This is a genomic window from Amycolatopsis rifamycinica (genome assembly GCF_000695625.1).
In the GTDB taxonomy this organism is placed as follows: domain Bacteria; phylum Actinomycetota; class Actinomycetes; order Mycobacteriales; family Pseudonocardiaceae; genus Amycolatopsis; species Amycolatopsis rifamycinica.
In genome coordinates, this window is record NZ_JMQI01000028.1 from 44,109 (window position 1) to 61,609 (window position 17,501).

A 17,501-nucleotide genomic window follows, 5' to 3' on the forward strand; every position below is an offset into this window, starting at 1 on the left:
ACCATCCCCGGTCCAGTCTATCGAGCCCGGCCGACGGAAACCCGCCCCCGACCCGGCTTGTCCACAGGTCGGCCGAGCTGTGGACAAGCCGGATTTGATAGACCGCTCTGTATCCTCGGCTTCGTGGCAGGGACCAAGGAACGCATCATGGCCGCCGGGGCCGAGCTCTTCCGGCGCAACGGGTACGCCGGCACCGGGCTGAAGCAGATCGTTTCGGAGGCCAACGCGCCCTTCGGGTCCCTCTACCACTTCTTCCCCGGCGGCAAGGAGCAGCTCGGCGAGGAGGTCATCCGCACCTCCGGGCTGGCCTACACCGCGCTGTTCGACCTCTTCGTCGCTCCGGCCGAAGACCTCGTCAGCGGCATCGAGGCCTTCTTCGCCGCCGGGATCGCGACCCTCGAAGCGACCGACTACGTCGAAGGCTGCCCGATCGCGACCGTCGCCCTCGAGGTCGCCGCCACCAACGAACCGCTGCGGAAGGCCACCGCCGACGTCTTCACCGCCTGGATCGACGCCGGCACCGAGAAGTTCGGCAGGTTCGGGCTCACCCCCGAAGCCGCCCGGACGCTGACCATCACCGCGGTCAACAACCTCGAAGGCGCCTTCGTCCTCTGCCGCTCGCTGCGGGACACCGAAGCCATGGCCGTCGCCGGGGCCGCGACCGTCGACGTCGCCCGGCGGTTGTTGCAGGAGAGTGCGCAACTTTAGTCGGGAATCGAACGCAAATCACCAACATGGCGCTTGACCGAACATCGAGTCACCACCGATGCTGCGCAATGGTCTAGTCCTCCTGCCTCACACCGTCGTCCGGTTGGAGCCGCCATGCGCCGATCCGTCGCCGTCGCCGCCGCCGCAGTCGCCCTCACCTTCTCGGTCACGAACCCGGCCCAAGCCCTCGAGAACGGCCTCGCCCGCACCCCGCCGATGGGCTGGAACACCTGGAACACCTTCGAGTGCAACATCAACGAGACCCTCGTCAAGCAGACCACCGACCTCATGGTCAGCTCCGGGATGCGCGACCGCGGCTACACCTACGTCAACCTCGACGACTGCTGGATGACCCGGTCCCGCGACGCGGGCGGCAACCTCGTCGCCGATCCCGCGAAGTTCCCCGGCGGGCTCAAGGCCCTCGGCGACTACATCCACGCGCGCGGGATGAAGTTCGGGATCTACGAAGACTCCGGCACGATGACCTGCCAGGGGTTCCCCGGCAGCTACGGGCACGAGCAGGCCGACGCGAACCTCTTCGCGAGCTGGGGCGTCGACTACCTCAAGTACGACAACTGCCACAACGACGGCACCACCCAGCAGGACTACATCCGGCGCTACTCGGCGATGCGCGACGCGCTGCAGGCGACCAAGCGCCCGATCACCTACAGCATCTGCGAATGGGGCTACTTCGACCCCGCGACCTGGGCCGCGGACGTCGGCAACCTCTGGCGCACCACCGGCGACATCACGAACAACTGGGGCAGCGTCGACGCGATCTACCGCCAGAACGTCGGGCTCGCCTCCGCCGCGAAGCCGGGCGCCTGGAACGACCCCGACATGCTCGAGGTCGGCAACGGCATGGACTTCCAGGAGGACCGCGCGCACTTCACGCTCTGGGCGGCGATGGCCGCGCCGCTGATCGCCGGGCCCGACCTGCGCTCCGCGAGCGTCGCCACCTTCTCGACGTACCTCAACCCGGACGTCATCGCCGTCGACCAGGACCCGCTCGGCAAGCAGGCCAGGCGGATCTCGTCGGGCGACGGCCTGGACGTCCTGGCCAAGCCGCTCCAGGACGGCGATGCCGCCATCGTGCTGTTCAACGAAAACAGCACCCCGAAGACCATCGCGACGACGGCCGCCGCGGCCGGGCTGCCCGCCTCGGCGAGCTACCGGCTGACCAACCTGTGGTCGAAGGAGCTCACCACAAGCACCGGCGCCATCAGCGCGACCGTGCCGTCGCACAGCACGGTCGTCTTCCGCGTGAAGCCCGGCGCCACGGGCACCAGCATCGGCACCACCCAGCCGATCCAGGGCGCGTCGTCGTCCCGCTGCATCGACGTCGACGGCACCAGGGCCGACATCCGGGACTGCGACGGCGGCGCCGGCCAGGCCTGGGCGTTCACGAGCGCGGGTGAGCTCACGGCGAACGGCCTCTGCCTCGACGCCGAGGAGAGCGGCACGACCGCCGGGACCAAGCTCCTCGCCTGGACCTGCCACGGCGGCGCGAACCAGAAGTTCCGGCTCGAGGCCGACGGCTCGATCACCCAGGCCGGGCTGTGCGTCGACGTCACCGGCGGCGACAAGCCCGCCGGCAACGTCAACGGCACGCCGCTCGAACTGTGGAGCTGCAACGACGACGCCAACCAGAACTGGGCGCTCAGGTCCCGGTGAGGTGCTCCGGCCGCACCGGGACGCGCGTGAGCGCGAGCCCCGTCGCGGCCCGGATCGCCGCCACGATCGCCGGTGTCGACGAGATCGTCGGCGGCTCGCCCACCCCGCGCAGGCCGTAGGGCGCGTGCGGGTCGGGGCGTTCGAGGACGTCGATGGTCATCGGCGGCATGTCGAGGACCGTCGGGATGAGGTAGTCGGTGAAGGAGGGGTTCCGGATCTTCCCGCCGGAGGTCTGGATCTCCTCCATCACCGCGAGCCCGAGCCCCTGCGCCGAACCGCCCTGGATCTGGCCCAGCACGGCCTGCGGGTTCAGCGCCTTGCCGACGTCCTGGGCGCAGTCCAGCGCCACCACCTTGACCAGCCCCAGTTCGGTGTCGACGTCGACGACCGCCCGGTGCGCGGCGAAGGCGTACTGCACGTGCGCGCTCCCCTGCCCGGTTTCCGGGTCCAAGGCCTGGGTCGGCCGGTGCCGCCACTCCACGGTTTCGTCGTGGACGTCGTCGCCGAGGACGTCCACGAGATCGGCCAGTACCTGGCCGTCGGCCGCGACGACCTTGCCGCCGGCCACGCGCACCCGCCGGTCGAAGCGGGACAGCAGGCGCGCCCGCACCGCGGCACACGCGGCCCGCACCGCGCCGCCGGTGACGTAGGTCTGGCGGGACGCCGACGTCGAGCCGCCGTTGCCGATCGAGGTGTCCATCGGCAGGACGGTCACCTGGTCGACGCCGAGTTCGGTGCGGACGATCTGCTGCATGATCGTCACCAGGCCCTGGCCGACTTCGCAGGCCGCGGTGTGCACGGTCGCGGCCGGTTCGCCGCCGACCAGCTGCAGGCGCACGCGAGCCGTCGAGTAGTCGTCGAAGCCTTCGGAGAAGCAGACGTTCTTGATCCCGACCGCGTACCCGACGCCGCGGACGACGCCTTCGCCGTGCGTCGTGTTGGACACCCCGCCCGGCATGTGCCGCAGGTCGAACGGCCGCTCCGGCGGCAGCGGCATCTCCCGGACGCGGGTCAGCAGTTCCGCGACCGGCGCGGCGGAGTCGACGACCTGGCCGGTCGGCATCAGGTCGCCCTCGCTCATGGCGTTGCGGACGCGGATCTCCACGGGGTCGAGGCCGCAGGCGTCCGCGAGCTTGTCCATCTGGGACTCGTAGCCGAACGCCGCCTGGACCGCGCCGAAGCCGCGCATCGCGCCGCACGGCGGGTTGTTGGTGTACGTGCCCCAGCAGTCCACCGAGACGCTGTCCACTTTGTACGGTCCGACGCCGAGTGTGGCCGCGTTCGCGGCCACCGCGCCCGTCGAGGACGCGTACGCGCCGCCGTCCAGGAACAACCGCGTCTTCACGTACACGAGGTGGCCGTCGCGGGTGGCGCCGTGCTCGTAGTACATCTTCGCCGGGTGGCGGTGGACGTGCCCGTAGAAGGACTCTTCGCGGTTGTAGACCATCTTCACCGGCTTGCCGGTGTGCAGCGCCAGCAGGCACGCGTGCACCTGCATCGACAGGTCCTCCCGGCCGCCGAACGCGCCGCCGACGCCACCGAGCGTCAGCCGCACCTTCTCGACCGGCAGCCCCAGCGCGGCGACGATCTGCTGCTGGTCGACGTGCAACCACTGCGTCGCGACGTACAGGTCGACGCCGCCTTCGGTGTCCGGCACGGCGAGCCCGGACTCCGGGCCGAGGAACGCCTGGTCCTGCATGCCGACCTCGTACACGCCGGAGACGACGACGTCAGCGGTGAGCTCCTGCGGCCCGCGGCGGATCTTCACGTGCCGGACGACGTTGCCACCCTCGTGCAGCGAAGGGCCTTCGCCCGCGACGGCGGCTTCGGAGTCCGTCACCGGAGAGAGCTCTTCGTAGGTGACGTTGATCCGCTTCATCGCGCGGCGCGCGGTTTCCGGGTGGTCGGCGGCGACCAGCGCCACCGGCTCGCCCTGGTACCGCACGACGTCGGAGGCGAGCACGGGCTGGTCGGCGTGCTCGAGGCCATAGCGGTTGACGCCGGGGACGTCCTCGTGGGTCAGCACCGCGTGGACGCCGGGCACGGCGAGGGCTTCCGCGATGTCGATGCCGGTGATGCGGGCGTACGGGTGCGGGCTGCGCAGCGTCACGCCCCACACCATGTCCTCGTGCCACAGGTCCGAGGAGTAGGCGAACTCGCCGCGGACCTTCACCGTGCCGTCGGGCCGCCGCGGTGAAGTGCCGACACCGTTCGCGGTTTGCGTCGTGACGGAAGTGGTCGTCATCTGCCCTCCCTCAGCCGGGCGCTCGCGGCGGCCAGCTCGCGGGCGATCGCGGACTCGTCGGCTTCGCGCAGGGTGCCGTCCTCGACGACGGCCTTGCCGCCGACGAACAGCCGCCGCAGCGGCGGCGTGGTGCCGAGCACGAGCGCCGCGACCGGGTCGGTGATACCGGCGTGGTCGAGCCCGGTCAGGTCCCAGACGGCCAGGTCGGCGAGCTTCCCGGGCTCCAGGGAGCCCAGGTCGTCCGCGCGGCCGAGGCAGCGGGCGCCGCCCATCGTGCCCATCCACAGCGCCTCGCGCGTGGTCAGCCCGTGCGGGCCGCCGCGCTGGCGGGCCTGCAGCAGCGACTGGTGGAGCTCTTCGCCGAGGCCGCCGGATTCGTTCGACGCGGCGCCGTCCGCTCCGAGGCCGACCGGGACCCCGGCGTCGAGCAGGTCGCGGACGGGCGCGATGCCGGCGCCGAGGCGGCCGTTGGACGTCGGGCAGTGCGCCGACCCGGTGCCGGTCGCACCGAAACGGCGGATCGCGTCGGGCGCGAGGTGGATGGTGTGGGCGAGCCAGACGTCGTCGGCGAGCCAGCCGAGCTTGTCGGCGTACTCGGCGGGCGTGCAGCCGGCCTCGGCCAGGCACTGCCGCTCCTCGTCGAGCGTCTCGGCGAGGTGGGTGTGCAGGCGGACGCCCTTGCGCCTGGCCAGCTCGGCCGCGCCGGACATCAGCCGCTCGGTGACCGAGAACGGCGAGCAGGGCCCCACGGCGATCTGCAGGTGGGCACCCGCGGAGTCGTCGTGGAAGCGGGCGATGGCCGCTTCGGTGCCGGTCAGGGCGTCCTCGGTCGACTCGACCAGGTTGTCCGGCGGGAGGCCGCCGTCGGACTCGCCGCGGTCCATCGACCCGCGCACGACGTGCAGCCGGACGCCGATGCGCTGGCGGGCCGCGGCCAGCGCCGCGACCTGGTCGCCGCCGTCGCGCGGGAAGACGTAGTGGTGGTCGGCGACGGTGGTGCAGCCGGTCAGCGCCAGCCGGGCCATCCCGGCGGTGCCCGCGGCGTGCGTGATCTCGTCGTCGAGGCGGCTCCAGACCGGGTAGAGCGCGACCAGCCACTCGAAGAGCGTGTGGTCGGCGGCCAGCCCGCGGGTCGCCCACTGGTAGAGGTGGTGGTGGGTGTTGATCAGGCCGGGCGTGATCAGGCAGCCGTCGGCTTCGACGCGTTCGTCGAACTCGCCGGTGTACACGCCTTCGCCGACTTCGGCGATCCGGTCGTTCTCGACGACGACGTGCCCGCTCGCGTACTCCTCGCCGGTGACCGTGGCGATGGCCGCGTTCGCGATGAGCGTCCTCACGCGACACCACCCTTCGCCGCCGCGCGCACCGCGTCGAGGATCTTCTCGTAGCCGGTGCAGCGGCAGAGGTTGCCCGCCAGCGCTTCGCGGATCTCCTCGTCGGACGGGTCGGGGACGCGGTTCAGCAGGTCGTGCGCGGCGACGACCAGGCCCGGCGTGCAGAACCCGCACTGCACCGCGCCCGCGTCCACAAAGGACTGCTGGACCGGGTCGAGGGTGTCGCCGTCGGCCAGTCCCTCGACCGTGCGGACCACGCGCCCCTCGGCCTGCCCGGCGGCGACCAGGCAGGCGCACACCGGGACCTCGTCGAGGTAGACCGTGCAGGAGCCGCATTCGCCCTGCTCACACGCGTTCTTCGAGCCCGGCAGGCCCAGCCGCTCCCGCAGCGCGTAGAGCAGGCTTTCGCCCTCCCACACGTCGTCCGCCTGCCGCGGCTCGCCGTTGATCGTGACATTCAGGCGCATGCGCGCTCCCCCGTCCGGTGTTCGTCCCACGCCCAGGTCAACGTACGCCGCGCTAGTACCCCCAAAGCGTGCTTCCGATACGCGGCACTGCCGCGGACGTCGTCGATCGGCGACGCGGCTTGCCCGACCAGGTCGCCGAAGCGGCGCTTGAGCGAGTCCGGCAGCGGCTCGGAGGACGTCCAGGGCAGCTCGGCGGCCAGGAAGTCCTCGGCCTCCCGGGCGCGGCGCGGGGTCGGGGCGGCGGACCCGATCGCCGCGCCCACCACACCGTCGCGCAGGACCAGCGCGAAGGAGCAGACCGCGATGACCATCGCGTTGCGCGTGCCGACCTTGGCGAACTGCTGCGGCCCGGCGTGCGCGGGCAGGTGGACGGCGGTGATCAGCTCGTCCGGCGCGAGGGCGTGGCGTTTCACGCCGACGTAGAACTCCTCCGCCCGGAGGAGGCGGGTCCCCCGCACGGAGGCCACTTCGACCCGCGCGTCCATGGCGAGCAGCACCGGGTGGGTGTCGCCGGCGGGCGAGGCGGCGCCGAGGTTGCCGCCGACCGTGCCGCGGTTGCGGATCTGCGGGGAGCCGACGGTGCGGGCGGCCATGGCCAGCGCGGGGACGGATTCACCCAGTTCGGCGATGACCCGGGCGTACGGGACACCGGCGCCGAGCCGGACCGTGCCGTCCGATGTGGACCACTCCGCCAGCTCGGGGACCCGGGTCAGGTCGAGCAGGGCCTCGGGCCGCCGGTGGTCGAAGTTGAGCTCGACCATGACGTCCGTGCCGCCGGCGATCGGCACGGCGTCCGGCCGCCCGGCCTTCAGCGCCAGGGCCTCGGCGAGCGTCGCGGGACGCAGGAACTCCACTGGTTGCTCCTTCGTGGGGCGATAGACCAGTAGACGACGGATCACCGCCGGGCGGCAACGGCACCACGCATGAAACGCACAGGAGCGGACGCGGGGGCGTTTGTGCTTTCCTACAAGCCTCATGACGACCGTGAAAACTCTGCTGGGCCTGCCCGGGCTGCGGCTGCGCCCGCGGGCCGGGGCCGACCTGCTCGACCGGCCGGTGACGCGCATCTACGTCACGGAGCTGTCCGACCCCGGACGGTACCTGTCGGCCGGTGAGCTGGTGCTTTCCGGCCTGCTCTGGTGGCACGCCCCGGGTGACGCCGAGCCGTTCGTGGCCGCACTGGCCCGGTCGGGCGCGGCGGCACTGGCCGCGTCCGGCGCCGACTCGGGCGGCATCCCGGACGACGTGGTGGACGCCTGCGTCCGGCACCGGATCCCGCTGCTGGAGGTGCCCGACGACCTGTCGTTCTCGGTGATCACCGAGCAGGTCGTGCTGGCGCTGGCGGCGGCGTCCGACAGCGCGCGCAAACGTTTGCAGGCGGCCGCGGAAGCCCCGGTCGAGACGCTGGCGGAGCGCGCGTCGGCGGAGCTCGGGCTGCCCTGCTGGGTGCTGTCGGGGCTGGGCCGCCTGATCGCCGGCACGGCGCCGCTGCCCATCCCGCCCGAGGACGTCGTCCGCCGGTACGCGGCCCGCGAGCCCGGGCCGCTGACCCTGGTCCCGGTCGAGGGGCGGCACGCGGTGCCCTGGCTGATCGCCGTCGGCGGGCCGCTGAGCACCGCGCAGGTCGAGCTGGCCGAGGAGGTGGCGGGCCTCGTCGGGGTCACGCGAGCGCGGGCTGTCCGGCCGGAAGCGTCGCCGCCCGGCGAGGTGTGTGTCGTGGCGTTGCGGACCGAGGGCAGCGACGAGAGCCGGGACGTCCTCGGCGAGCTGCTCCCGGACGCCGTGCTGCTCGAATCCTCGGGGGAAACGTCGTACGCGGCCGCGGCGCGGCCCTCGGTGGCCGGGTTGTCCATTGTGGAGCCACTGCTGCGGGCCACGCGGATCCTCTGCGGAGTCAGCGATCCGGGCCCGCGGGCCGAAGCCGCGGAGAGCGCGCGGTACGCGGTGGAGGTGGCGGCGCGGCGGCCGGGCCGGGTGGCGGTGGTCCGGACCGGTGCGGTGGACGCGCACGAGCTGCTGCTGGCCGGCGCGCCGGCCGGGCTGCGCGCGGCCCTGCGCCGTCGGGTGCTCGGGCCGCTGCTGGCCTACGACGCGGAGCAGCACACGGACCTGGTGCACACGGTCCGGGTGTTCCTGGAGTGTTCGGGCTCGCCCACCCGGGCGGCGAAAGCCTTGCACGTCCACGTCAACACGCTGCGCTACCGGATCGGGCGGGCGGGTGACCTGCTGGGCGTGGACCTGACGGAGTTCACCGGCCAGCTCGACGTGTACCTCGCGCTGCGGGCCGGCGACTAGCGCCGCCGGACGCCCGCTCGCCCGCTCGGCGCAGGGGGCGCGCCTCGCACCCCATCGGCCGCCGTCTCGCATTGCGTGGCCGGGGGCGAGGGGGAGGATGAGCGCGTGGACCCCGAAATCACGTCGGCGCGGCAGGCGGCGGACGACGCCCGCGTGCTGGCCTTCGGGCGGTTGCAGGGGGCCGCGCACCGGCTCGGGTACCTGCTCGGGCGGGCGCTGGAGCGCGAATGCGGGATCACGCACCTGATGTACGAAGTCCTGCTCCTCGTCGGCCGCACCGGGGCAGCCGGGCTGACCATGCGCTCGATCGCCCAGGAGCAGGTGCTCACCACCGGGGGCGCGACCCGGCTGGTCGACCGGATGGAGGCGCTCGGGCTGGTGACCCGCACGGCGTCCCCGAGCGACGGGCGGGTCCAGCTCGTCCGGCTGACCTCGTTCGGCGAAGAGACCACCGTGCGGGCCAGCCGCGTGCACGTCGAGAACGTCGAGCGGTTCTTCCTCCGGCCGCTGCCCGAAGACCACCGGGCGCGGTTCGCCGAGGACCTGCGGACGTTGAGCCACTTCGCCCGGGACGCGCTGCCGCGCCTGCGTTAAAGCACGACCAGGGACGCCACCGCGAGCCCCAGGAAGGCGAGCGGTGCCGCGCCGGTCGCGAACGCGCGGGCGCGGACGTGCACGGCGATCGCCCCGGCGAAGAACAGGACGAGCCCGATCGCCGCCGCGACACCCAGGGCCCGCACGCCGAACAGCCCCATGAGCAGCCCGGCCGCTCCGGCGAGCTTGAGCGCGCCGAGCACGGGCAGCCAGCCCGGCGGCACGTCGACGGCCGCCGAATTGGCGAGGACGAAGCGGGCCCTCAGCAGATCGGCGAGACCGACGGCCGCGTTGAGCGCGATGGTGGTGGTGAGGATGGCGATGGCGGAAAGGTCCATGCCTTCCCGACGCGCGTGCCGCCGCGAAGGTGACCGGGCTCAGGCGGTGACCGGCGTGCGACGGCGGCCGACGCCCGGAAAGGCCCCTGCGGCAGACTGGGCGGGGTGGGCAAGCGGAAGCAGGTCCGGGTCGGCCCGCCACCGACAACGGCCGAAGGGTTCGGCGAGGCGCTGCTCGCCGCGGCACCGGGCGACGCCGACCGGCTGGCGCCCGGCTTCACCCTGCCGGCCGAACTCGCCGAAGCCGCGGACCGGACCGGGCAGCAGCTGATCGGCCGCGCCTGCCGGGCCGGCTGGCTGCCCGAAGACCTCCACCAGGCGGCGCGGCGGCGCCTCGACGAGTTCACCGGCGCCTACCTGCTCGACACGCTCGCCGCGTACGCCGGGCAGTTCCCGGTCCTCCACCCGGAGTGGCGGGAGCAGCTCGACGCGGCGGGCGCGGCACGTTGGTGGGCGGAGACCGAGCCGCACCTGCCGCAGTGGGCGGCGAAGCACATCCTCACGCCGTCCGAAGCCGTGGCGGCGGTCATCGAAGCCTTCGGCCTGCTGAAGACGCTGCCGCCGGTGACCGTCGTCCTGCCGGCGCCGGGGACCGCGCCGGAGCGTCCGGTGCGCCACCACGTCGACGAGAAGAAGCTGAGCCGGGTCCGCGCGCTGCTGGCCAAGGCCGAGTCGAGTGCGTTCCCGGAGGAGGCCGAGGCCCTTTCGGCGAAGGCGCAGGAACTGATGACCCGCCACGCCCTCGACCGCGCGCTGGTCGAGAACACCTCGGCGACGCCCGACCGCCCCGCGGCCCGCCGGATCTGGCTGGACACGCCGTACACCGACGCCAAGTCGCTGCTGGTCCACGTGGTCGCGACGGCCAACCGCTGCCGCGCGGTCTTCGACCCGCGCTGGGAGTTCGTCACCGTCATCGGCGACGAGGAAGACCTGGACTCGGTGGCCCTGCTGACGACGTCGCTGCTGGTGCAGGCGACGCGGGCGATGATCGCCGACCCGGCCGGCCGGTCGCGGCCGTTCCGCAAGTCGTTCCTCGTCTCCTACGCCACCCGCATCGGCGAGCGGCTCGAGCAGGCGACGGAAGCGACGATCGCGCAGGCGCCGGAGCTGCTGCCGGTGCTGGCTTCGCACGAGAAGAACGTGGCTGCGGCCTTTAGCACGCTCTTTCCCGAAGTGGTGAACAAATCGGTGACCGTGCGCAGCCACGAAGGCTGGGGCGCGGGCCGGGAAGCCGCCGACCGCGCCCGCCTCGGTGAGTGACCCTCATCCTTCGCGCCTGGCGTACTTCTCCAGCTCCGGCCGCCCGAACGGCAACTCGCCCTCGTCGAGTGCCCCGCAGTCGAGCCCGCGCAGCAGATACACCGCCAACGCCTGCGCGGTCGCCGGTTCGTCCAGCACTCCCCCGGCCTGCTTGTCCGCGTACGCGCGCAACCGCTCCGCCGCCGCCGGGAAACCCGATCGGTAGAACGTGTACGTCGCCGCGAAGCGGGTCGGCAGCTGGTGGGGGTGCAGGTCCCAGCCCTGGTAGAAGCCGCGTTCCAACGACCTGCGCACCAGGCGCAGGTGCTCGGCCCACGCCGTGGGCAGCGCGTCGCCGATCGGGAGCCTGTTCGTCGAGCCGTCCGAGAGGCGGAGGCCGGTTCCCGCCGCCGCGATCTGCATGAGGCCCTTGGCCAGGTCGGCCGCCGGGTGCTCCATGCTCTGGTACGCGGCCGCGATGCCGAGGCCCGCGCTGTAGTCGTACGTCCCGTAGTGCAGGCCCGTGCACCGGCCCGCCGCGGCCTGGACGATCCGCGCCACCGACAGCGTGCCGTCGAGGTCCACAATGGACTGGGACGTCTCGATCTGCACCTCGAAGCGCAGCGTCCCCTCAGCGAGCTCGTACGCGGATTCCAGCCGCGCCAGGACTTCCGCGGCCACCGAGACCTGCTCGACCGCCGTCACCTTCGGCAGCGTGACGACGAAGCCGGGCGGCAGCGGCCCGTTGTCGAGCAGCGCACCGAGGAACACGTCCAGGGTGCGGATGCCCCGCCGGCGCGTCGCCGCTTCGAAGCTCTTGAAGCGGATGCCGCAGAACGGTGTCCCGCCGGTTGTCGCCAGGGTCTGGCCGGCCGCGCGGGCGGCGGCGTCCTCGACGTCGTCCGGTACGCGGCCGAAGCCGTCCTCGAAGTCGATCCGCAGATCCTCGATCGGCTCGGTCAGCAGCTTCGCGCGGACACGCTCGTAGACGTCCGCGTCGGCACCGAGGAGGTCGCCGTGCTCGATGAAGACCCGCATCGCCTGCTTGCCCCAGTCGGCGACCAGGCGTGTCTTGTACCGCGACGCCGGGACGTAGACCGTGTGCACGGGCTGGCGTCCCGGCCGCTCCCCCGGGTACGACGCCGCGACGCGCGCGTCGGCCGCGGCCAGGCGCGCGTCGGCGGCGTCGTAGACGTCCTCGGGCAGCCGCACTACTTGATCTTCTCGTACGCGGGCAGCGTCAGGAAGTCCGGGAACTCCTCGGCCAGCGCGACCTGCTCGAACAGCTCCACGGCCGGCTCCAGCAGCTCCGGCTTGAGCTCGGCCGCCAGCTGGCCGCGGACGTCGGCCAGCACCCCGCGCACCAGCTCCGCCGTCACGGTGTCCCCGCTGTCCAAAGTGGTCCCGTTCTTGACCCACTGCCAGATCTGCGAGCGCGAGATCTCGGCGGTGGCGGCGTCCTCCATCAGGTTGTGGATGGCCGCCGCGCCGTTGCCGCCCAGCCAGGAGGCGATGTAGCGGACGCCGACGTCGACCGCGGCGCGCAGGCCCGCCGCCGTCGCCCCGCCCGGCGTCGAAGCGACGTCGAGCAGCTGGTCGGCGGTGACGCTCACCTCGTCGCGGGTCCGGTCGAGCTGGTTCGGCTTCTCACCGAGGACCTTGTCGAACTCCTCCTTGCACAGCTCGACCATGCCCGGGTGCGCGACCCAGGAGCCGTCGAAGCCGTCGCCGGCCTCGCGCGACTTGTCCGCGTGGACCTTCTCGAAGGCACCCTTGTTGACCTCGGGGTCCTTGCTCGGGATGAACGCGGCCATGCCGCCGATCGCGAAGGCGCCGCGCTTGTGGCAGGTGCGCACGAGCAGCTCGGTGTAGGCGCGCATGAACGGCGCGGTCATGGTGACGGAGTTGCGGTCCGGCAGCACGAACTTCTCACCCGCGTCGCGGAAGTACTTGATGACGCTGAACAGGTAGTCCCAGCGGCCGGCGTTGAGGCCCGAGGCGTGCTCGCGCAGCTCGTAGAGGATCTCCTCCATCTCGAACGCGGCCGGGATGGTCTCGATCAGCACGGTCGCGCGGACGGTGCCGTGCTCGATGCCGAGCGTCTTCTCGGCGTGGGTGAAGACGTCGTTCCAGAGCCGCGCTTCGAGGTGGCTCTCCATCTTCGGCAGGTAGTAGTACGGGCCCTTGCCGCGCTTCAGCAGCTCGGCCGCGTTGTGGAAGAAGTGCAGGCCGAAGTCGACGAGCGCGCCGACGCCCTCGCGGTCGCCGAACTTCAGGTGGCTCTCGGGCAGGTGCCAGCCGCGCGGGCGGACCACGATCGTCGCGTGCTCGACGTCGTCCTTCAGCGCGTAGCTCTTGCCGCCGCTTTCCAGGGTGATCGTCTCGCGGATGGCGTCGTAGAGGTTGACCTGGCCGGAGACGACGTTCTTCCAGTGCGGGGTGTTGGCGTCCTCGAGGTCGGCGAGCCACACCTTCGCGCCGGAGTTGAGCGCGTTGATGGTCATCTTGCGGTCGGTCGGCCCGGTGATCTCCACGCGGCGGTCCCGCAGCGCGGGCGGCGCGCCGGCGACCTGCCAGTCGCCTTCGCGGATCTCCTTGGTCTCCGGCAGGAAGTCGAGCCGGCCGGTGGTCCGGGCCTCCTCGCGGCGCTTGCTCCGCGCCTGGAGCAGCTCGTCGCGGCGGCCGGCGAAGGCGTCGTGCAGGCCGGCGAGGAAGGCGAGCGCCTCCGGCGTGAGGATCTCGTCGCCGCGCTCGACCGGGTCGCCCAGCACCTGGACTTCAGAAGACATGGGGAAACACCTCGAGGGTTCGGATCTTTGGATAACGGCCCTACGGTTTTCTACCAGCCGGACTATAGTTTCTGCATAGCGGAAGCTCAACGCCGACGTAAGGAGGGCCACCGTGCCGGCGGAGAAGAACGGTCGCGACGGCGGCGTCCAGTCCCTGCAGCGCGCCTTCGAGCTGCTGGAACACCTCGCGGACACCGGCGGCGAAGCGAGCCTGTCCGAGCTGGCGACGCTGTCCGGGCTGCCGATGCCGACCATCCACCGGCTCATCCGCACCCTGGTCGACCTGGGGTACGTCCGCCAGAACACGAACCGCCGCTACGCGCTGGGCGCCCGGCTCATCAGGCTGGGCGAGAACGCGAGCATGCAGTTCGGCGCCTGGGCCCGGCCGCTGCTGGCGGAGCTCGTCGAGGAGGTGGGCGAGACGGCCAACCTGGCGGTCCTGGAGCGCGACGAAGTCGTGTACGTGGCGCAGGTGCCTTCGAAGCACTCGATGCGGATGTTCACCGAGGTCGGGCGGCGATTGCTGCCGCACGGGACCGGCGTGGGCAAGGCGATGCTGGCGCACCTGCCCGCGTCGGAGGTGCGTTCGCTGCTGGAGCGGACCGGGATGCCGGCGTACACCGAGCACACGTTCACGGACCCGGACGCGCTGGCGGTCGAGCTCTCGCGGATCGCTTCGCAGGGGTACGCGCTCGACGAGGCGGAGCAGGAGCTGGGCGTGCGGTGCGTGGCGGTCGCGGTGCCGGGGGCGCCGGTGCCGGCGGCAGTGTCGGTGTCCGGGCCGTCCGGGCGGCTGACCGCCGAGGCGGTGGCACACATCGCCCCGGCGGTGCAGCGGGTGGCGGACGCCCTGGGGGCCAGCCTGTCCCGGACGCCGCTATCAGTATGACTGAGAGTGATAGTCGATGACGGAAAGTGACCCTGCTGCGGAGGGCTCAGCGGCCGCCGGTAAAGTACGCGGCATGGCCAGCCTCGAAGACCTCGAAGCCCGCGTGACCGCGTTGGAGGAACAGGTGCGACACACCCGGCAGGACGCCGCGGCCGCCCGCGTGCTCGCCGGCACGGCGGACCGCGACGTCTCCGAGTTCAAGCAGACCCTCAACGGGCACACCAAGGTGCTGAACGCCGTGCGTGAAACGCAAATCGAGCACGGTCAAGACATCTCGGGGCTCAAGACCGAGGTCGCCGACCTCAGGGCCGAGATGCGCAGCGGGTTCACCAAGGTGAACATCGGCCTCGAGCAGATGAGCCGGTTGCTTCAGCAGGTCATCGACAAGAGCTGACCGCTCAGCTCAGCTCCCCCGCCAGCAGGTCCATCAGCAACCCGTCGTGCCAGGTGCCGTCCGGGGCGCGTTCGTAGTTGCGCAGCACCCCGACCGGCCGGAAACCCACCTTCGTGTACACCCCGATCGCGGTCTCGTTCGACGCCGCCGGGTCGATCGTCAGCCGGTGGTGGCCCTGGGCGAACAGGTGCCGGGCCAGCGCCCGGATCGCGTCCGTGCCGATGCCGCGGCCGTGGAAGGCCGGGTGCACCGAGATGTCGATGCCCGCGTGGCGGTACTGCGGGTCCGGCTCCTCGCAGCTCTGGATCAGGCCGACGACTCCGCCGTCGAACTCGATCACGTAGACGGAGCGTCCCTCCTCGACCTCGTACAGGCCTTCGGTCTCGCGATCCGGGTCGCCCCACCAGCGGGCGACCTCCGGAGTGGCCAGGATTTCGCGCACCCGCGTGCGGTCCGCTGGTCCGATCGGGCGCAGCCGCACCCGATCGCCGTGGATGGCGGTCATGATGGGTCCTCTCTCGTAGCGAATGACGGCTTCGGGGCGTCTGTCACGAGGAGGGGCGCGCGTACGTCAACCGGGCATGCCCGGATTCTGCGCCGGCGCGCGGCCGCCCGTCATCCGAATATCGCCGGAGGGCCGCATGGACCCGTACCCCGGCGGCGCACTGAACTGGCTCGCTCAGGGCGCCGCTTCGAACCTGCTGGACCGGCTCGTGGACCGCGCGCTCGACGGCTCGCCGCAACCACCCACGTGGCCGCGTCCGGCGAAGACCGCGCCGGGAACGGTCGAAATCACGGTTCGCCACCACACCGTCGCGAAGGTGCGGACGCCGGTGATCCTGACGCTGCAGGAAGACGGCAGCCGGACGGGCACGGCGTTCTCGGTGGTGCTGGGCCACACGGCCCGCATCGCCGTCCCGGGCGGCCGCTACTTCGGCGCGGCGATGGTGGTGGACCCGGCCCGGCGCACGCTCCAGGGGATCGGCTGGTCCCGGCTCACGGTGGCGGCCCGCGGAACGTCCCCGTGCCTCATCCCGGCCGGACGGCCGTCGGAGCCGGTGATGCTGCAGCTGGGCCTGCGCAGGCCCGACGGGACGCCGCTGTTCCGGATCTAGCCCAGCAGGGCGTCCACGAAGGCGCCCGGCTCGAACGGCGCCAGGTCGTCCGGCCCCTCGCCCAGCCCGACCAGCTTCACCGGGACGCCCAGCTCCTTCTGGACCTGGAACACGATGCCGCCCTTGGCCGTGCCGTCCAGCTTCGTCAGCACGATGCCCGTCACGTCGATGACCTCGGCGAACACCCGGGCCTGCATGAGCCCGTTCTGGCCCGTCGTCGCGTCCAGCACGAGGAGCACCTCGTCGACCTTCGCCTGCTTCTCGACGACGCGCTTGACCTTGCCCAGCTCGTCCATCAGGCCGGTCTTCGTGTGCAGGCGGCCCGCCGTGTCGACCAGGACCGCGTCCACGCCCGTGTCCACGCCGCGCTTGACCGCGTCGAACGCCACCGCCGCCGGGTCCGCGCCTTCCTTGCCGCGGACGACCTCCGCGCCCACGCGCTCGGCCCACGTCTGCAGCTGGTCGGCCGCCGCCGCGCGGAACGTGTCCGCCGCGCCCAGCAGCACGGTGCCGCCCTGGGCCACCAGGACGCGGGCGAGCTTGCCCGTGGTCGTCGTCTTGCCCGTGCCGTTGACGCCCGCCACCAGCACCACCGCGGGCTGCTTCTTGCCGTCCACGGTGTGCGGCAGCGCCCGGACCGCGCGGTGGCCGTCGGTGGACAGCTGCGCCGTCAGCACCTCGTGCAGCACTTCGCGCGCCTCGGCCGACGACCGCACCGCGCGCCGGGAAAGCTCGTCGCGAAGGCGCTCGACGATCTGGTTCGTGGTGGCCGCACCGAGGTCGGCCATCAGCAGCGTGTCTTCGACGTCCTGCCAGGAGTCCTCGTCGAGGTCGCCGGCCCCGAGCAGGCCCAGCAGGCTCGTCCCGAACACCGAGCGCGACTTCGACAGCCGGCCGCGCAGCCGCTCCATGCGGCCGGTCGCCGGGTCGATCTCCTCGACGACCGGAGCTTCCGGCGGCGCTTCGGGCAGCTTGACGTCGCGGACCGTGCGCTGGGGCGAGTCGCGCGGCACCGCCGCGTCGTCGCCCACCGCGGGCTGGCCGTCGGTCTCCGGCCGGTCCTCGACCGGGTGCTCGACGGGGGCCTCTTCCACCGGGGCCGCCGTGCCGCCGGGCGCGAGCGCGATGCCCCCGCTGGCGGCGTACGAACCGCCCTTCGGTTTCTCCTCGACCTCGCGCCGGGCGTCCAGGCTGATCCGCCGCCTGCGGGCGACCAGCAGGCCGGTCACCAGCAGGGCGACCAGCACGACGACGGCGACGACTACGAACAGGAACCAGGTGCTCGACACGGGCCCATCCTTTCATCCGCGCTCCGGGGCACCGGACACCCCGTCCGCACAGCCAATTCATCACAACCTGGGTCCCGATTGGGCCAAGACTTCACCACGTGGGTTGCGTCACCCGGAACGCTCCACTAAAC

17 protein-coding genes are annotated in these 17,501 nt (G+C 72.2%); 8 read left to right on the forward strand and 9 right to left on the reverse strand.

All coding sequences use genetic code 11. The features are described 5' to 3' along the window. Positions 1–123: 123 nt before the first annotated feature. Together DV20_RS14650 and DV20_RS14655 are read left to right on the forward strand one after the other, a co-directional pair. The gene (locus DV20_RS14650) at positions 124–708 is read left to right on the forward strand and encodes a TetR/AcrR family transcriptional regulator (RefSeq protein ID WP_456356070.1); all 585 of its coding nucleotides are present in this window, start codon (positions 124–126) and stop codon (positions 706–708) included. Positions 709–822: 114 nt separating this feature from the next. Then, positions 823–2,382 carry a glycoside hydrolase family 27 protein gene (locus DV20_RS14655; RefSeq protein WP_043780435.1) on the forward strand — a complete coding sequence of 520 codons (1,560 nt, stop codon included), beginning with the start codon at positions 823–825 and terminating at the stop codon, positions 2,380–2,382. Here the strand turns inward: DV20_RS14655 and pucD are convergent. The 4 genes from pucD to DV20_RS14675 are packed head-to-tail and all read right to left on the reverse strand — an operon-like array spanning position 2,369 to position 7,282. Further along, positions 2,369–4,627, reverse strand: a complete 2,259-nt coding sequence (gene pucD, locus DV20_RS14660; protein ID WP_043780436.1) for a xanthine dehydrogenase subunit D — start codon at positions 4,625–4,627, stop codon at positions 2,369–2,371. The genes DV20_RS14655 and pucD overlap by 14 nt on opposite strands. Continuing rightward, on the reverse strand, positions 4,624–5,964 hold the full coding sequence (locus DV20_RS14665; protein ID WP_043780438.1) for an 8-oxoguanine deaminase: 1,341 nt from the start codon (positions 5,962–5,964) through the stop codon (positions 4,624–4,626). Before DV20_RS14665 ends, pucD begins: the two co-directional genes overlap by 4 nt. Next, a complete protein-coding gene (locus DV20_RS14670; protein WP_043780441.1) occupies positions 5,961–6,428 on the reverse strand; it encodes a (2Fe-2S)-binding protein in 468 nt (155 codons plus the stop codon). The genes DV20_RS14665 and DV20_RS14670 overlap by 4 nt, the downstream gene beginning before the upstream one ends. Continuing rightward, complete coding sequence (locus tag DV20_RS14675; protein WP_043780443.1) at positions 6,419–7,282, reverse strand: FAD binding domain-containing protein; 864 nt, start codon at positions 7,280–7,282, stop codon at positions 6,419–6,421. The genes DV20_RS14670 and DV20_RS14675 overlap by 10 nt, the downstream gene beginning before the upstream one ends. 121 nt (positions 7,283–7,403) lie before the next feature. Here DV20_RS14675 and DV20_RS14680 point away from each other — a divergent pair, with 121 nt between their 5' ends. Both DV20_RS14680 and DV20_RS14685 read left to right on the forward strand, forming a co-directional pair. Continuing rightward, positions 7,404–8,723 carry a PucR family transcriptional regulator gene (locus tag DV20_RS14680; RefSeq protein WP_043780447.1) on the forward strand — a complete coding sequence of 440 codons (1,320 nt, stop codon included), beginning with the start codon at positions 7,404–7,406 and terminating at the stop codon, positions 8,721–8,723. A 105-nt stretch (positions 8,724–8,828) separates the two neighbouring features. Next, positions 8,829–9,317 carry a MarR family winged helix-turn-helix transcriptional regulator gene (locus tag DV20_RS14685; RefSeq protein WP_043780448.1) on the forward strand — a complete coding sequence of 163 codons (489 nt, stop codon included), beginning with the start codon at positions 8,829–8,831 and terminating at the stop codon, positions 9,315–9,317. Here DV20_RS14685 and DV20_RS14690 read toward each other — a convergent pair. Next, positions 9,314–9,655 carry a DoxX family protein gene (locus DV20_RS14690; RefSeq protein WP_043780449.1) on the reverse strand — a complete coding sequence of 114 codons (342 nt, stop codon included), beginning with the start codon at positions 9,653–9,655 and terminating at the stop codon, positions 9,314–9,316. The genes DV20_RS14685 and DV20_RS14690 overlap by 4 nt on opposite strands. Before the next feature lie 105 nt (positions 9,656–9,760). Here DV20_RS14690 and DV20_RS14695 point away from each other — a divergent pair, with 105 nt between their 5' ends. Continuing rightward, positions 9,761–10,915 carry a DUF2786 domain-containing protein gene (locus tag DV20_RS14695; protein ID WP_043780450.1) on the forward strand — a complete coding sequence of 385 codons (1,155 nt, stop codon included), beginning with the start codon at positions 9,761–9,763 and terminating at the stop codon, positions 10,913–10,915. A 3-nt stretch (positions 10,916–10,918) separates the two neighbouring features. Here DV20_RS14695 and DV20_RS14700 read toward each other — a convergent pair whose 3' ends face one another. Together DV20_RS14700 and aceB are read right to left on the reverse strand one after the other, a co-directional pair. Beyond that, positions 10,919–12,106, reverse strand: a complete 1,188-nt coding sequence (locus DV20_RS14700) for a DUF6986 family protein (RefSeq protein ID WP_043780451.1) — start codon at positions 12,104–12,106, stop codon at positions 10,919–10,921. Beyond that, entirely contained in the window at positions 12,106–13,683 is a 1,578-nt protein-coding gene (gene aceB / locus DV20_RS14705; RefSeq protein ID WP_043780452.1) for a malate synthase A, read from the reverse strand. The genes DV20_RS14700 and aceB overlap by 1 nt, the downstream gene beginning before the upstream one ends. Positions 13,684–13,795: 112 nt before the next feature. Here aceB and DV20_RS14710 point away from each other — a divergent pair, with 112 nt between their 5' ends. Then, entirely contained in the window at positions 13,796–14,572 is a 777-nt protein-coding gene (locus DV20_RS14710) for an IclR family transcriptional regulator (RefSeq protein ID WP_043780453.1), read from the forward strand. Between the two features lie 73 nt (positions 14,573–14,645). Beyond that, the gene (locus DV20_RS14715; RefSeq protein WP_043780455.1) at positions 14,646–14,966 is read left to right on the forward strand and encodes a hypothetical protein; all 321 of its coding nucleotides are present in this window, start codon (positions 14,646–14,648) and stop codon (positions 14,964–14,966) included. 4 nt (positions 14,967–14,970) lie between these two features. Here the strand turns inward: DV20_RS14715 and DV20_RS14720 are convergent, their stop codons facing one another. Further along, entirely contained in the window at positions 14,971–15,471 is a 501-nt protein-coding gene (locus tag DV20_RS14720; RefSeq protein ID WP_043780456.1) for a GNAT family N-acetyltransferase, read from the reverse strand. Between the two features lie 136 nt (positions 15,472–15,607). On the opposite strand from DV20_RS14720, the gene DV20_RS14725 reads away from it, so the two are divergent. Next, positions 15,608–16,081, forward strand: coding sequence for a hypothetical protein (locus DV20_RS14725; protein ID WP_043780458.1), 474 nt, complete (start codon positions 15,608–15,610; stop codon positions 16,079–16,081). On the opposite strand, the gene ftsY is transcribed toward DV20_RS14725, so the two are convergent. Then, a complete protein-coding gene (gene ftsY / locus DV20_RS14730) occupies positions 16,078–17,370 on the reverse strand; it encodes a signal recognition particle-docking protein FtsY (protein ID WP_043780460.1) in 1,293 nt (430 codons plus the stop codon). The genes DV20_RS14725 and ftsY overlap by 4 nt on opposite strands. Positions 17,371–17,501 lie beyond the last annotated feature (131 nt).

What these genes read in the sequence shown, in the direction of transcription:
- DV20_RS14655 (WP_043780435.1), top strand. Translation starts at nt 823, where the DNA reads ATGCGCCGATCCGTCGCCGTCGCCGCCGCCGCAGTCGCCCTCACCTTC.
- pucD (WP_043780436.1), bottom strand. Translation starts at nt 4,627, where the DNA reads ATGACGACCACTTCCGTCACGACGCAAACCGCGAACGGTGTCGGCACT.
- DV20_RS14670 (WP_043780441.1), bottom strand. Translation starts at nt 6,428, where the DNA reads ATGCGCCTGAATGTCACGATCAACGGCGAGCCGCGGCAGGCGGACGAC.
- DV20_RS14680 (WP_043780447.1), top strand. Translation starts at nt 7,404, where the DNA reads ATGACGACCGTGAAAACTCTGCTGGGCCTGCCCGGGCTGCGGCTGCGC.
- DV20_RS14690 (WP_043780449.1), bottom strand. Translation starts at nt 9,655, where the DNA reads ATGGACCTTTCCGCCATCGCCATCCTCACCACCACCATCGCGCTCAAC.
- aceB (WP_043780452.1), bottom strand. Translation starts at nt 13,683, where the DNA reads ATGTCTTCTGAAGTCCAGGTGCTGGGCGACCCGGTCGAGCGCGGCGAC.
- DV20_RS14715 (WP_043780455.1), top strand. Translation starts at nt 14,646, where the DNA reads ATGGCCAGCCTCGAAGACCTCGAAGCCCGCGTGACCGCGTTGGAGGAA.
- DV20_RS14720 (WP_043780456.1), bottom strand. Translation starts at nt 15,471, where the DNA reads ATGACCGCCATCCACGGCGATCGGGTGCGGCTGCGCCCGATCGGACCA.
- DV20_RS14725 (WP_043780458.1), top strand. Translation starts at nt 15,608, where the DNA reads ATGGACCCGTACCCCGGCGGCGCACTGAACTGGCTCGCTCAGGGCGCC.